This window comes from Salinibacter grassmerensis (genome assembly GCF_947077765.1).
GTDB lineage: Bacteria > Bacteroidota > Rhodothermia > Rhodothermales > Salinibacteraceae > Salinibacter > Salinibacter grassmerensis.
In genome coordinates, this window is record NZ_CAMTTF010000001.1 from 881861 (window position 1) to 896439 (window position 14579).

Below are 14579 nucleotides of genomic sequence, written 5' to 3' on the forward strand. Positions count from 1 at the left end.
ATAGGAGCCAGCCCACCCCCTCGCAACCACATTTTTGCGCCGAATCTCCCGCGGAAGCAGTGGAGGCGGCAACGCTCCGCGCCGTCTGAGGGGCGGCAACGGGCCAATTACGACGAGGAAAAAGAAGAGGGGCCGGGGCGCCAGCGATGGAGGAGGGCGTCCAGCCCCACGGTCAGAAAGAACGCGAGGGCACTGGCCAGGAGGACGTCGCCCCGAACCGCCCCGGAGAGCGCCTGGAGCGACAGCACCAGCTCGCCCAGCCCCCGCTGAAGGCCCGCGAAGCGGGGCGGCATCCACACGAGGCCGGCGCCCGCCCCCGCAATAATGAGGAGCAGGAGGGCGATTTCGGTCCCTCCCATGCTGGGCTCAGGAGTCAGCCCCGCCCGGTCGGCCACCTGCTCGGCAAACTGGTCCGGCAGGGTGCCCTCGGGCGCCTCGCCCAGGGCGGCGTAGACCGCCTCGTAGGCCGACGCCTCCGGATCGCCGTCCGTCTCCGGCGGCGAGGCATCCCCACGGAGGTGCCGATCGAAGGCATCCTGTAGGTCTCGATCGCGGTCCGTCATAGTATGAGTTCCTCGCGTTGGTAGCGTTCCAGTAACCACTCCTTCAGCTTCTTGCGGCCCCGGTACAGGTGACTCTTCACCGTGCCCTCAGGGTTCTCCATGGCCGTGCTGATCTGGGATACGCTCATCCCCTCCAGGTGGTACAGGGTGAGGGCCGTCCGGTAGTGCTCCGACAGGGCCTGGATCCCCTCGCGCACCCGGTCGCGCTGATGCCGGCCCTCCGTGGCCGCGGCCACGTCCTCGGAGGAATCGGGCACGCGGTTGAGTGCCGCACGGGCGTCGGGCGTTCCGCCATCGGGGGCGCAGGCCTCGTCGGCGTAGAGGGGGACCTCCTTCTTCTCTAGATGATTCAGGCACGTATTGCGGGCGATGCGGGCCAGCCACGTCGAGACCTTGGACTCGAACCGAAACCCGTCGAGGTAGCGGTGGGCCCGCACGAACACATCCTGGCAGAGCTCCTCGCGGTCGCGGTCGTCGTCGACCATGCGGAAGACGACATGCTTCACGAGCCGCTCGTAGCGGTCGATGAAGGCGAGAAAGGCCTCGCGGTCCCCCTCAAGGATTCGCTCGACCAGCTCGCGCTCGTCAATGTCAGAGATACTGTCGGCCATGGCGTCCCCAGGAGACAAGGGGAAGGGCGAATGGGTTGCACCGCGTCGGCCGAGGGCCGTCCGGGGTCCTGTTGTCCTGAAGGGTAGCCGACGCGCGGGGGCCAGGCAACCGGTTCATCGCCCCGTGCAACCGATCCGTCGATGGGCCTGTCCGCTACGGGTGCAGCGCCAGAAGATTTGTGCGCAGCGTCTCGATTTGTTGACTGATTTCTCCCACTGCCCATGGAAGAAGTCCTCGTTCCCCTCGGCTTTTTCGCCCTGGTTGCCTACATCGCCAAGCTGATCCGGGACACCCGCATCCGGCGCAAGGCGCTCGACGCCCCACTCTCAGAGGAGGCCGCCGAGGCCTTCGTGCAGGGTGGGCCGTTCGAGCCCAGCACCAAGGCGGCCCTAAAGTGGGGCCTCGTGGTGCTTGCCATCGGAGCAGGCCTTCTGTTCGTCGACCTCCTCGCGATCTCGTTCGAGTCGCCGGTGGCCTATGCGATTCTGCTCGTGGGGGCCGGCGTCGCCCTGCTCGGCTACTACCTCATCGAGCAGGACGACCAGGACCGGCCCGGCGGCGTCTATACGCCCCGTGACGCCCCGACGCGTGAGACAGTTGGGGAGCAGACAGTTGGGGAGCCGGACCTGTAGCGGGAGGCCGGGATGTATGAAGAGGAATTCCCCAAACGCTAGGGGCTCTGTATTCTGCCTTACTCCTCACGGTGTGGGCGAAGCGGGCGCATCACGACTTCCGAGATGAGGTGGTTGGCCGGGGCCTCCACCACGTGCTGGACCGTTGCGGCGACGTCGTCGGGGTCGAGGGGATTTTCGGTCATGTCGACCCCCGCCACGTCGAAGAAGTTGGTCTCGACGGAGCCGGGGTAGAGGCACGTCACGCGGATGCCGTCCTCGCGCACCTCCTTCATCACCGCCTCGCTAAAGCCGCGCACGGCGTACTTGCTGGCGTTGTAGGCGCTGATGTTGGGGTTGCCCAGGAGGCCCGCGATGGAGGCGATGTTGACGATGTGCCCGCCAAAGCCGGTCGCCTCGTTCTGCTCGCGCATGCGGGGGACCGCCTCGCGGGTGCAGAGATAGACCCCCCGCACGTTAGTCTCCATCTGCACGTCGAAGGCGTCGGTGTCGAGGTCGTCGACCGGGCCGAATTGCCCAAGCCCGGCGTTGTTGACGAGCACGTCCAGCCGCCCGGCCTCGTCGTCGACGGTCTCGAAGGCCGATTCGATCTCGTCCTCGTTCCGGACGTCGCACGAGACGGGAACGAAGGCGGAGCCAAGGTCGTCGTGCAGGGCCTGGAGCGAGTCGGTGCTCCGGGCAAGGCCGTAGACGGTGGCGCCCTGGGTTACGAGTGTGCGGGCGATGCGGGCACCAAGGCCCTTGCTGGCGCCGGTGACGACGGCGACGGCGTCGGTCAGATCCATGGGGGACGAAGGATTGGGACACAGTTGATGAGACAGTCTCCTTCTATCGATCGGGTCCGGGCGGGGTTGCCGGTTGGAGAGTGATTACTTCGGGAATGGATGGTGTGGGGCCCGCGGCCTGTACGGCACGAGGCGGGGCCGAACCGGTTTGCCCGCGCCGGGCCGTCGCTAAAACACGCCGTCCGGCACATCTGCGTTCACCTGTACGCTCTGCACCTCGATGGCAATCGGGTCGCCGGACATCATTTGCCTCATCATCTCCATCTGGTCCCCCATCATCTCTTCCATTTGCTTGCGCTGTTGCTCCGGCAGCTGCTCCATCTTCTTCATCACCCGCCGCATCTGCTGGCGCTGTTCGTCGGAGATGTTCGCGTTGAGATGGATCTCCATCCGATGCGGAAGGGTGAGGCCGTCGGTCGTCTGGTAGTTCCGAAAGCGGATGGCGACGGACGACGGGCCCGGGCCCCCCTGCCCGGACGCGGCGGTTTCTGTGACCATCCGGACGGGCACGTGCCGCTCGGCGTCGACGTAGTAGGTCATGCTCGTCGCGTTCTTGCCCATGTCAGGGTTTACCGCCGAGGGGTCGTCCACCCGCAGGACGTGGCAGCGCAGGCCGTCGATCGTGTTGGTGCCCGCGTAGGTCGCGTGCTGCCGAAGTCGGTCGAACTGCATGCCGTAGGCCGCCGACGGCGTGGTGTTGGCGGTGACCGAGGAGGCCTCGCTCCCTTTCATCTGCGTCTGGGTCCGGTAGGTCGGGCGCCCGTCCTGCATGACCTTCTGGTTGTAGGCGGTGTAGAGGTTGGTCTCCACGATGTACGTATCGACCGTCTCGATCTGACGGTCGTAGACGGACTGCATGTCGTCGACGACCGACGCGACGGACTGGGCCGATGCCGGCAGGGCCCCCAGGAGGAGAGAAAAAACGAGAGAAAGGGCGACGGCGAGCGAGCGACGGTGCAACATGGCAGCGTAGAAGTGAGTCAGGGGAGGTGTGTCACGAACAGCTTGTCCGAGGGGCCTGAGGATAAGACTCAGAGAGGCTTCTCGACATGATCTCAATACGCCCGGTTGCATTCCAGGATTCATGAGTCACCACGACGTGGACGCGGAGAAAGAGATGAACCGGCTGCTGGCAGCGGGGGGGACGCCGCCGGTCCAGGGCGATCCCTTCACGATCGGCGACGTGCGCCTGTCGCCCGAACGCATCGTCGGACTGCTCCGGCCCCACATGCGGGAGCGGCGGCTGGACCGCATCCAGACCGTCGTGGGCAACCGGACGCGCAGCGTGGTGCCGGTGGTGGAGGGGCTCGTGAACACCGGCAACGTAAGCGCCGTCATGCGCTCGGCGGAGGCGCTGGGGCACCAGGACATGCACGTGGTAAGTGGCGAGCACGACCGGTACAAGCACTCCCAGCGCACGGCTCAGGGGGCGCAGCACTGGCTCGACGTGTGGCGCTGGGACGCGCCGACGGCCTGCGCGACGCACCTCCAAGACGCCGGCTACCGCGTCGTGGCCATGCACCTGCACGCGGACACGGTGCCGATTCGGGATCTTGACTTCACGCGGCCCACGGCGCTCGTCTTCGGAAACGAGGATGCGGGTGTGACCGACACGATGCTCGAGGCCTCGGACGCAGCGTGCGAGGTGCCGCTACCGGGCTTCACCGAGAGCTTCAACGTATCCGTGGCCGCGGCCGTGGCGCTCTATCACGCCCAGCAGGATCGCCTCGACCGCCAGGGCCACCACGCTGACCTCAGTGACGAGGCGCGGGCCCGACTTGAGGCCCGCTTCTGCCTCCGCAGCGTCAACAACGCAGAGCAGATTATCGAGCGGAAGCTCGGAGACCAAGAGCAGCCCTAGGCGGTGGGGCACCGTGCCGGGCGGGCAATGCGGCTACCTGGACTGCGACGCCTCCGCGTCGGCTGTGCCGGCGAGCGACCGCAGCTGGCGACGGACGGAGGCGTCGGCGTCATCCCACTGCGACGCGAGGGCCGCCCGGGCCGACTCAGCCACCGCGGGCGCGTCGGCCTGAGCCGCGGCACGCGCCTTGCCCCAGAGCGAGCGGGCCCGCTCCGGATAGCGCTCCAGCGTCGTCTCGAACTGCGTCAGGGCGTCGGCCGGTCGGTCGAGCGAAAGAAGGGCCTCGCCGTACAGCTCGGGGGCGGGCTTCGCCGGAAAGGGCGGGCCGAAGTTTAGCGGCCGGTCCGTTTCGAGGGCCGTGGCCTCCTCCAGGTGCGAGAGGGCCTGCTCGTTGTCGCCGGCCTTCAGCGCGATCAGGCCCTCTAGCTCGAGCACCTGAATCCGAAGCGCCTCCGACGGATCGTCGCCCAGGGCTGACTGTGCCTTCTCCAGCGCCGAGCGAGCGGCCGACAGGGTGCCCTGCTGCGCGGCGGCGAGGCCCCGACCCGCGTGCAAGGTGACGGCACCCCGCGCGTCGAGGGCGGAGGTGTCCACGCCCATCGCCTCGGCGAGGGCGTCGTACCGGTCCCAGTGCTCCGTCTCGACGACGTAGGCGACCGGCATGTACCAGCGCATGTAGTCCGCGTAGCCGGTGCCTACCCGCGAATCGGTGGCATGCACCTGGGTCGTGTCGAGGACGGCCCGGGCGTCCGCGTGGCGGCCCTGCTGGAGGCGCGCGTAGTGGAGCCAGTGCAGGGCGTGAAAGCCGCTGCCGCTCAGCCCCTCGCCCGCCGCGTCGCTCTTTTGCCGGGCGGCCCGGTACGAGTCGACGTTCGACGAAGCGCCGCGGGCCCACTGCCCGAGGGCAAAGAAGATGTGGGACGGCATGTGCAGGGCATGGGGGGCCGCCGGGGCGATGTCGGCGTACACGCGGGCCGGGCGTCGACCGAGCGGGGCGTGAACCGGGTCGTCGTAGGCGTGAATCAGGTAGTGGGCCGCCCCGGGATGCTGCGGGTTCGCGTCGAACACCTCCTCCACGATCGACGCGGCGCGCATGTACGTGGCAAAGTCGCGCCCTTCGTGGGCCGTGCCCAGGATGGACAGGGCGTGGAAGGCCTGTGCGTCGAGGTCGTCGGGGTACTGCGCGGCCAGATCCGCCATCGCGTCCTCGTAGGCGTCGTCACGTGCTTCCTTGCTCCTCGGATCGTCGGCGCCGACGCCGTACAGCACATGTAGCGTGCGGAGGTAGGCCGTCTCGCGGTCGGTGGCGGCCGCGTCCAGCTGGGCGTCAGGCGTGGGGCCTAGGCCGCGGAGGGCTTGGAGCGCTGCCTCGCGGTCCTGCTCCATCCACACCGGGTGGTTGTGCGTCATTGCCTCGCCCCAGTGCGCCATGGCGAAGTCGGGGTCGATCTCCTGGGCCTCCTGGAAGGCCGCGCGGGCATCGTCGTACTCGAAGCTGTGCAGCATCAACAGGCCGCGCAGGAACGGCTCCTGGGCCGCCTCGGCGCCCGAGTTTGTAAACTCGGTGGTGCCGTACTCGGTCGGCTGGGCGAGGGCCGGACCGGCGAGGAGGCCGAGGAGGAGGAAGAGGGCAGCGCTGCGGGCGAGACGACGCATCACACGGGAGGCGGAAGTGAGAAGAATTACGCGTGCACTGCCTACATCCGCCCTTCGCAAAGGTTCGAGGGGACGAGTGGCGCGTCGGACGGCGGGGACGGCCCCTATCCGTTGGCGTCGTCCACCCGTACCCACGTCAGCTCGTCGCGCGAGACGGCAATCCGCCCCTTCGCGTCTACAAACTGCTCGGCGCCGTCGGCGGGAACGCGGAAGAGGTCGATCGGCGCCGTCCGGTCGGTCGTCTGGAGGGCGCGCTCCACCGGGGCCCGCACCGCGTCCAGGGACCGGTCCCACTTGCTGAAGGCGAGGTGCGTATCGGGGTAGGCGGTGACGAGGTGCTCGGTCTTGTCCGGGCCCACGGCCCCGGCCTCGCCCCAGAATTGCGGCCGCCCCCGCCGCCGGTCCATCGCCACCACGTCGGGCTTGTACTTGTCGTCGACCGCGACCTCCACGTCCAGGTCCGGATAGTGGGGGAGGTGGAGGGCCCACAGGAAGGCCTTCATCCAGACGTGCTCGATGCGCTCCTGCTTGCGCTTGACGAGCACGATCTGCTCGTCGTGGGCACGCAGCGTTAATTTGCGGCGGAGGTGGCGCATCGGCAGAAGCACAGGAGAAGAAGAGCACGGGGCGTCGCGGGGCCGGTCTGGATCGCCGCCGCGCTCCCGTTGCTTGGGGCCGCTGATGGGCGAAACGTGCCCTCAGGACGGGACACTGAGACATTTGGCCGGTACCGCTGCGGCCAGGCGGGGTTCAGTGCGCGGGGACGGTCCTCGCTTCGTTTTCCAGGCGTGTGACTTTTTGGCCGGGCCGGACGGCTCACGGGACAGACGCAGTCTTTTTCACGGCCCCAGCGGTTCGCCATGCGTGCCACTCCCGTCGCAATTCGCCGGCTCATCGGCCTCACGTCGGTGCTCCTCCTCGCGGGGTGTTCCCATTTGCACCCGGGGGCGACCGACCGGGCCATCGAGGGAACGTACGATCAGGTCTTTCGGGCCACCCTCGAGACCCTCGAACGGCGGCAGTTTCCGATCACGGAGGCCGACCGGGACGCAGGGCGCATCATCACGGGCACGCGGCCGGTGCAGGGGATTGAGGCGCGGCGTCGGGTCGAGAGGGCACGGGCCCGCGTCGAAGACAAAGGGGGAGAGGTGGACGTGCGGCTGTTTCTCACGTTCAGGGATCAGGGCCGCACCACGTGGCAGCGGGGGTTGGATGACGAGGACGAAGCGGTCGTCGACAAGGCCCTCCGCAGCAGTGCCATCTACGATGCGTATCTGGACGCCATCGAGAACCGGGTTGCGGGTCTGCGGGGCGGCGGCTGACGGCCCGGAAAACGGCCGCGGGGGTTGTGCGTTAGACCCCGTGTACAATTACTCCCCTCAAGGCTCCCGACCGTCCATGGACGTCACGATCGACACCGTCTCGCCCGCCCGCGTTCACGCCCTCGACCACCTCGAGCGGGTGCGCGAGGACGACGCCTTCGTCGACAAGCTGACGATCGAGGACGCCGAGGCCCGCACCCGCCGGCAGGCCCGCGAACTGGTGGCGGGAGTCACGCGGCAGCGCCGGTGGCTCGACTTCGTACTGGGGGAGGCGTACCACGGGGACTACGAGTCGATGGAGCACAGGCTCCAGGAGATCCTGCGACTTGGGCTCTACGAGCTGCTGTTTCAGTCCACCCCCACCCACGCGGCCGTCGACGAGTACGTGGAGCTTGCCAAGCAGGCGCTCCGGCCCGGCGCGGGCAACCTCGTCAACGGCGTGCTCCGCACCATCGACCGCGACCGCGAGCACATCCCGATGCCCGACACGGGCGACGACGCGGAGGACCTTGCCCTTCGCTACTCGCATCCCACCTGGATGACGCAGCGCTGGCTGGACCGCTTCGGGCTCGACGAGACGACCGAGCTGCTCCGCGCCAACAACCGGCGGCCCATGTACAGCGTGCGCATCAACCCGTTGCGCACGAGCGAGGACGAGGTGGCAGCGTGGCTCGACGAGCACGACGTGGTGAACGTGGACTCGCCGTACCTCGACCAGTACCTGCGCCTGAAGCGCCTGCAGGCCCTCATCGCGGGCGACCTGCTCGACGACGGGCACGTGGCGGTGCAGGACGAGAGCGCCGGCCTCGTGGTGCAACTGCTCGACCCCCAGCCCGGCGAGACCCTGATCGATGGCTGCGCGGCGCCGGGCGGCAAGGCGATGCACGCGGCGGCCCGGATGGAGGGGACAGGGACGATCTACGCGGTCGACCGCGACGAGCAGCGCCTGGAGCGGGTCGAGGAGGCGGCGGAGGCGCAGGGCGCGTCCGAGATGGTCGAGGTGGAGACGGCCGACCTGCGCGCCTGGGCCGCCCAGCCGGAGCCGCCCCAGGGCGATCGGGTGCTGCTGGACGTGCCCTGCACGGGGATCGGCGTGCTCGCGAAGCGGGCCGGCCTGCGGTGGCGGCGGTCGATGGAGGACCTGGAGGAGATGGCGGACCTGCAGGACGAGCTCCTCGACGCGGCGGCCCAACTCGTGCGGCCGGGGGGGCTCCTGGTCTATAGCACCTGTACCACCGAGCCCGAAGAGAATGAGCGGCGCGTCGAGGCCTTCCTGGCCCGCCACGACGGCTTCACGGTCGAGTCCGCAGACGGCCACGTGCCGGACGAGATGGTCTCGGACGCGGGCTTCCTCGCGACCTTCCCGCACCGCCACCGAATGGATGGAGCGTTTGCGGCCCGGCTGCGACGGGCCGACGACTGATCGGAGCGCCCCGTCTGCTCTTCCCTAGATGTGCATGCCTCGCCATGCCTGTACAGCGTCTCGGGCGATCGGTGCTGGTCCTACTGCTGCTCGCGGCCCTCGGGGCCGGGCCCGCCCACGGGCAGCGCATCGCCAAGTACGGGGCCGAGTTTCTGGCCGGCGGCGTGGACGCGCGGGCCCTCGGGATGGGCGGGGCGTACGTGGGCCTGGCGGACGAGGTGAGCGCGGGGTACTGGAACCCGGCGGGCCTGCACGGCCTGTCCTACCCCGAGATCAGCTACATGCACGTGGAGCGCTTCGCCGGGGCCGTCTCGTTCGACTACGGCGGCGTCGCGATGCCGGTGACGGCGCGCTCCACGGTCGGCGTGTCCGTCTTTCGGAGCGGGGTGAACGACATCGTGAACACGCTCGCGGCCTGGAACCCGGACCGGGGGCAGCCGCTGCCCGACTACGAGAGCCGCATCACGCGCTTCTCCGCGGCCGACTGGGCCCTCTTCGTGAGCTACAGCCGGGCGGTGAGCGATCGCCTCGCGGTGGGCGTCAACTTCAAGGGCATCCACCGCTCGATCGGCGACTTCGCCAACGCCTGGGGCTACAGCATGGACGTGGCGGCGCGCTACCGGGCGGGGCCGTACCGCGTCGGCGCCGTGGTCCGCGACGTGACGACCATGCTGCAGAGCTGGAGCATCACGCCCGGTGCCTTTGAGGTCAACTGCATCAACCCGATCGATGAGCAGCCGTTCGACGCGTGCCTGGACGACACTGGGACCCTCATCGAGGGGAACGCGGCGCGCTATCAGGCCGTGTTTGACCAGCGCATCCCGCAGGGGGGGACGGCGCTCGTGCTGCCGGTGGCACGCCTCGGCTCGGGGGCCGTCTGGCCGGTGGGCGACGGGCACACGCTCACTGTGGGGCTCGACGTGGACGTGGCGGTGGATGGGCGGCGGGCGTTCGTGCCCAACATTGGCGACGTGTCGTTCCGGCCGCGGCTGGGGATGGCCTTCCGCTACGCCGGTGTGGTGGAGCTGCGGGGCGGCGTGCAGCGCCTCCAGGTGGGCGACCCGATCGGGGTAGACCTGACACCGTCCGTCGGGGCGGGGCTCGACCTGGAGCAGGTGTCCGTCGACTTTAGCTTTGGCGACTTTGCGGGGATTGTGGCGGACGACCTGGGCTACTCCTACCGCATCTCGGCCCAGCTCCGCCTCGAACAGCCCGGCCTGGAGCGGCCGGAGGAGTGATGCTGCCCCGATTACTGCTTTCCGACGGGGAGCCGCCCGGGAATGGAAGCGGTCCTGAGGGATAAAGAAGGAGCGTCAGCCCGTCGGCTCCGCATCGATCAAGGGGGTCAGGCGCTCGGCCCTCCGAACGTCTTCGAAGGCCCACCCGGAAACCGGTTCGTTCCGGGGGATGACGGAGACATCGCCCGTCGTCTCGGGCACCACGGCCAGCACCTGCGCCGGGTGGGCGATGCCGTGCTGGCGCAGCTTCGACCGGAGGTCGTCCTCCGTCACGCGTGCGGCGTCGAGGTGGTCGGACAGCACTTCCTCCCCGGCCATGATGAGAAGGGGTTCATTGTCGACGAGCCGTTCGACCAGGGCGGCGGCCCGGCGGAGGGTCGAGACGATCCACTGCATGCCGTAGAGCACGGCGAGGCCGGCGGCCCCGACCAACAGCGACGGCCGCTTTGCGAGCAACGTCGAGGCCACGACGGAGCCGATGGCCACGGTGATCGCGAAGTCGAAGCTCGACATCTTCGAGAAGCTCCGCAGCCCCGTCAGGCGCGTCAGGACGAGCAACGCCGCGTAGATGCCGATCCCTGTGAGCAGGATCATCGGGAGGGATCACTGCCGGTCATCCATGTCCAGTCAATCATTGTACGGGCGTACTCAAGGAATGGGGAGCGGGGGCGGCCGCAGTTCCAACCGCGGCGACGTGGGGCTCCGTCCGGCGCCTGCAGAGACCCGCCATCGGTGCCGTCCGGGAGGTGCTGTTCGTTGACGGGGGCACCGACCCCGAGGAGGGAAGATCACAGCAGGCGTGGGGGATCCGGCGGGACATTGGAGGGCGAGCCTGCGGGCGTTTGGTCGCGATAACGTGGAAACTCACCTGATCCGGGTGGGAAAACGTTTCACTTCAACTACCACTGCTCGGACTGCAACGTACGGCGAAGTATCCATCCGTTCGCTTGGTCACTCTTGATCAACAAAGTTGAACACCTCTACTGCAATCACACGCAAGTGGCAGCAGCCCGGGTTCAGGTGCAGTGGTGGTTATGTGAGCCAGTTAAAGCACGAATTGGACATCAAACTCGTAGCGAAGTATTCTCGACTTGTTGTAACAGATCGACGCCCGTATGGGCCCTATCGAAAATCCAGGAGGAGTCGTTCTAAACTTATCGGTTCAGTTCGCAACAGCGCCTGCGACATGTCATTCTGAATATCTAGGTATTTCAGAATGAGGGACTGGTACAAACTCGATAGAGCCTCTCGTTTTCTCCAGCGATCCGATGTATTTCCCCCGTTCCACCTTAGATTTGGAAAAAGTATCCGCTATAGGTGGGTTTCCTCTAGTGAGGCTAACGCGATAGGTCTGTTTCCGACTCTCGAAATAGAGTTCACGAGCGGCAAGATCGGAATCTGGGTTCATATATACCTTCATCGGGGTAACCCTCATCTTGCTATTCTCTAAAATTACCGTCTCGTCATTTCTAATTTGGACCCTAAACCCTGGCGGAATAAGATATGAAATGCGTGGAAAGTAGTGAAAATAAATATTTTCTCCCGACTTAATCTTTAACTTTTCCGAACTCTACTGATAATTATGGTACAAAGCGTAGGCCGGATAGGACAACATTAAAAACGCCAAAATAGCCGCCATACTAAACGACCCCACCCATCCACCCAATTTATGTATTGCGAAAACAGATAAAATGGATGCTATACAGAGAAAAGCCACTCTCGATATAAAAAGAAGGAAGAACACGATTAGGAGATTTTTCCGAAGTAAATATAACGGACGAGATTAGCTCGTGAAAAGTCGTGGCAGATCTGCCGCCCGAGCACAAGAAATGACCTCTGTCCCAAGGAGGCAAAACAGATCCAACTTTTCGTCATCTACATCGGGGATTATGTGCGTCGTCACCGATCAGTCGGATTCCGAAATAGGAAGTAGCACAAAGGCAGTAAGAACCATGAGGGCCAGACCAGCCCCGAAGAACGTAGGATCTCCAACGAGCATCAAATAGATTCCCCCGGAAAGAGCCGTGAAATTAGCAAGCGCCCAGCCGGCGAGGTTGATCTGCCGTTCCGCTTCGAAATCTTCGGCGGCTTTCCAACGTGATCGGAGTGCAATCACGCCACCGAAGACGCCAAGAAACGTAAGAACGAACCCGTACTCTACGTATGCTCCAATCTCCTGAACCAGACCAGCCGCCAGTGGCGGCGTCGCTGGTCCTGGTAGCACGACCCGACCAAGAATCCAGGTAATGACTCCAAAGACCACGATGCCCGTCAGCAGCGCAATTCGAACGATGCGAAGGCCCCGTCGCTGATTTTGTGTGTTCGCTGAACCTGACATCGTACCTCTCAGTGAGTGTGAAGAATGTGAAGGCGAGCACCATCTAGAACACCGTTGACTTGAGTAGTCAAGCTACTGTGTGGTCCACTTCCCAGTAAGCCCCGACACGCGAGATTGACCGTGCGAGAAGGTGTGGCATCACTCATCACACAGCAAGTAACCTCGATTAGAATAGCGATACATCTTGAACCACCCTGCGCTGTCACTATTTTGTACTAAGAAAACCCTGAAGGAGATAGCTATCAAACGTTGAATTGCGGTTTCCGAACGGAACCACTTGACGGGAATCGCAATCTTCGCCCATTCCAGTTCAATTAGATTCAGGCTTGGACTATGGCGAGGAGACGAAGGAGAGTTCGCTCCTACTGAATACACATAACGATTTAGCTGAGGTGCGGAGGGCGAAAAAACGCTAACCGAAGCGCTTACCGACAAAAATAACAACGCCAGACGGAGTTTCCATTCTCCGGAATCGCTACTCCTGACCAGCGAAGTTGAGACTGCTCAACAGACCTCGATCGATGACAGCCTCAGCCCTCCGTCACCCCTAGCGGGGGTTATGTGTCCTCCTTGTCCAAATATGGAGCAAGCTCATCTCGGAGGTGTTCGGTGACCATTTCTTTTTCTTCAATTGAGACGTGAACGAAATCAGGATGCGTTTCCCCATTGGTGACACCGTGCCACTTCATGAAAAAGCACTGGCTAAATTCTTTCCTCAACCTTACGTCTAAGTATTTTATCCCCAATACGACGAAGTGAGGGGGAGTCTCGTTAGGTAGATGTAATCCATCATTGTACCAAGGGGTTGGAGCGTTTGCGTCGACAACATTACCTATTGAGAACTCAAAACTATAGTCGGGGTCACCTGAAAGATCGCTCTCTACGAAGAGAAGTATTCCCTTCACATCAGTTGCTGAGTAGACTCCTGTATTCTCAAGCGTAATTTGGACTCGAAAGGGAGGACTGTCAGGTAGGGGCTTGATTCCCGGCTCCGAAATAGTGAAGAAGACTCTCTTATTTTTTCGCTCCTCCTCAGCAGATTTCCGTGCATTCCATACCGTGAACAGAGCTGCAATTGCCGAGATGGCTCCCGCGACTGCGGATACGGCTGTCCATACAATTTTGGGTTCCATAGACGACTTGATTCATCAGAGACACATAACGAGAAAACTCACCTGACCCGGGCGAGGAACCGTTCAGTTGCGCCCGGTGCCGCTAGAACTGAAACGTACGACGCGGTATCCATTCGTTTGCATCGTCACTCTCGGTCAGCGAAGCCGAACTGCTCTACCGTGACCGCTCGAAAGCGGCAGCAGCCCGGGTTCAGGTGTAGTGGTGGTTATGCCGCAAATATTGGGAAAATCTTGAGTCCCCCTTTGGCTTCTTACTCAAAACCCGTACGTGAGAGTTGCTTCAAACATGAGTGCATGCAGTTGGCGGTTATAGGGCGTATCCAGTGCTTCCTCTGGCTCTTCTAGAAAGGATGCCTTGTAACCGAACGAAACCCCAATATCGATTGAGGGACTAATGCTCAGCGTGGGGGTGAGTGCTACCCACGTAGAAATGCTGTTGCTTCCCATAGCGTCTTCCGAGGCTTGGAAGCTGAATCGGGTATAACCAATCCCGGCTTCCGGAATTACACTCAAAGAGCGCGTCAAAGAAATATAGTATCCAAATCCTGATCTAACCGAATATAGGTTTGCTGTCACATCAGTACGGTCGAGGTTGAGGCGTCCGTATCTAACAGCGGGGCGAAATATTAACTGCTGTGAGAGGGGATAGTTATAGATAAGTTCGCCTCCCACGATTCCGTCATACTCAGATAGGAATGTATCTCCAATAGTCAACGGATAACCAGCTTTCAGCGTCAGACTCCTCTTTTGAGCTGCGGTGTCCCCAGGTGTAGCAAGAAAAGGTATTGACAATATTGTGATTAAGAAGGTGGTCCTTTTTAGGACTATACCTAATCTAAAAGACTGACTCATGGTAGCTAATGTGTTTGGTGCATCTATTGAACCCTCATTGAAAGGCCGCTCAAAGCAGAGGAGAGGTAACGCCTCATATGCGGCATAACGGAAGAGCTCAGCTGAAATGGGTAGGAAAAGGCTCGACAGAATTTGACTCGACCGACACGGACTCAGCCCATTTT

Annotated in this window: 15 protein-coding genes; 5 read left to right on the top strand and 10 right to left on the bottom strand. The window is 63.8% G+C overall.

The features are described 5' to 3' along the window. Window positions 1-107: 107 nt before the first annotated feature. Complete coding sequence (locus OJB03_RS03370; protein ID WP_263785275.1) at window positions 108-563, bottom strand: hypothetical protein; 456 nt, start codon at window positions 561-563, stop codon at window positions 108-110. Beyond that, window positions 560-1174 (bottom strand): RNA polymerase sigma factor, encoded by a 615-nt coding sequence (locus tag OJB03_RS03375; protein ID WP_263785277.1) that lies wholly within the window; start codon window positions 1172-1174, stop codon window positions 560-562. Before OJB03_RS03375 ends, OJB03_RS03370 begins: the two co-directional genes overlap by 4 nt. A gap of 222 nt (window positions 1175-1396) precedes the next feature. On the opposite strand from OJB03_RS03375, the gene OJB03_RS03380 reads away from it, so the two are divergent. Then, on the top strand, window positions 1397-1807 hold the full coding sequence (locus tag OJB03_RS03380; RefSeq protein ID WP_263785279.1) for a hypothetical protein: 411 nt from the start codon (window positions 1397-1399) through the stop codon (window positions 1805-1807). Between the two features lie 59 nt (window positions 1808-1866). Here OJB03_RS03380 and OJB03_RS03385 read toward each other — a convergent pair whose 3' ends face one another. Both OJB03_RS03385 and OJB03_RS03390 read right to left on the bottom strand, forming a co-directional pair. Next, window positions 1867-2592: an SDR family oxidoreductase gene (locus OJB03_RS03385; RefSeq protein ID WP_263785281.1), complete on the bottom strand. Its 726-nt coding sequence runs from the start codon at window positions 2590-2592 to the stop codon at window positions 1867-1869. Window positions 2593-2760: 168 nt separating this feature from the next. Further along, complete coding sequence (locus OJB03_RS03390; protein ID WP_263785283.1) at window positions 2761-3555, bottom strand: hypothetical protein; 795 nt, start codon at window positions 3553-3555, stop codon at window positions 2761-2763. Window positions 3556-3676: 121 nt separating this feature from the next. Here OJB03_RS03390 and OJB03_RS03395 point away from each other — a divergent pair, with 121 nt between their 5' ends. Further along, window positions 3677-4453 carry a TrmH family RNA methyltransferase gene (locus OJB03_RS03395; protein WP_263785285.1) on the top strand — a complete coding sequence of 259 codons (777 nt, stop codon included), beginning with the start codon at window positions 3677-3679 and terminating at the stop codon, window positions 4451-4453. Between the two features lie 33 nt (window positions 4454-4486). Here OJB03_RS03395 and OJB03_RS03400 read toward each other — a convergent pair whose 3' ends face one another. Continuing rightward, entirely contained in the window at window positions 4487-6109 is a 1623-nt protein-coding gene (locus OJB03_RS03400) for a tetratricopeptide repeat protein (RefSeq protein ID WP_263785287.1), read from the bottom strand. A gap of 104 nt (window positions 6110-6213) precedes the next feature. Further along, window positions 6214-6705: a hypothetical protein gene (locus OJB03_RS03405; protein ID WP_263785289.1), complete on the bottom strand. Its 492-nt coding sequence runs from the start codon at window positions 6703-6705 to the stop codon at window positions 6214-6216. A gap of 264 nt (window positions 6706-6969) precedes the next feature. On the opposite strand from OJB03_RS03405, the gene OJB03_RS03410 reads away from it, so the two are divergent. The 3 genes from OJB03_RS03410 (at window position 6970) to OJB03_RS03420 (ending at window position 10092) form a co-directional block, all read left to right on the top strand. Continuing rightward, window positions 6970-7431 (top strand): hypothetical protein, encoded by a 462-nt coding sequence (locus tag OJB03_RS03410; RefSeq protein ID WP_263785291.1) that lies wholly within the window; start codon window positions 6970-6972, stop codon window positions 7429-7431. 76 nt (window positions 7432-7507) lie between these two features. Further along, entirely contained in the window at window positions 7508-8854 is a 1347-nt protein-coding gene (gene rsmB / locus OJB03_RS03415; protein WP_263785292.1) for a 16S rRNA (cytosine(967)-C(5))-methyltransferase RsmB, read from the top strand. A gap of 44 nt (window positions 8855-8898) precedes the next feature. Continuing rightward, window positions 8899-10092, top strand: coding sequence for a PorV/PorQ family protein (locus OJB03_RS03420; RefSeq protein WP_263785294.1), 1194 nt, complete (start codon window positions 8899-8901; stop codon window positions 10090-10092). 75 nt (window positions 10093-10167) lie between these two features. Here the strand turns inward: OJB03_RS03420 and OJB03_RS03425 are convergent, their stop codons facing one another. The 4 genes from OJB03_RS03425 to OJB03_RS03440 all read right to left on the bottom strand — a co-directional run bounded on the left by OJB03_RS03425 (window position 10168) and on the right by OJB03_RS03440 (window position 14415). Further along, window positions 10168-10686: a DUF421 domain-containing protein gene (locus OJB03_RS03425; protein ID WP_263785296.1), complete on the bottom strand. Its 519-nt coding sequence runs from the start codon at window positions 10684-10686 to the stop codon at window positions 10168-10170. Between the two features lie 1312 nt (window positions 10687-11998). Next, window positions 11999-12430 (bottom strand): hypothetical protein, encoded by a 432-nt coding sequence (locus OJB03_RS03430; protein WP_263785298.1) that lies wholly within the window; start codon window positions 12428-12430, stop codon window positions 11999-12001. Between the two features lie 557 nt (window positions 12431-12987). Then, on the bottom strand, window positions 12988-13563 hold the full coding sequence (locus tag OJB03_RS03435) for a hypothetical protein (protein WP_263785300.1): 576 nt from the start codon (window positions 13561-13563) through the stop codon (window positions 12988-12990). Between the two features lie 255 nt (window positions 13564-13818). After that, window positions 13819-14415 (bottom strand): hypothetical protein, encoded by a 597-nt coding sequence (locus tag OJB03_RS03440; protein ID WP_263785304.1) that lies wholly within the window; start codon window positions 14413-14415, stop codon window positions 13819-13821. Between the last annotated feature and the right edge of the window lie 164 nt (window positions 14416-14579).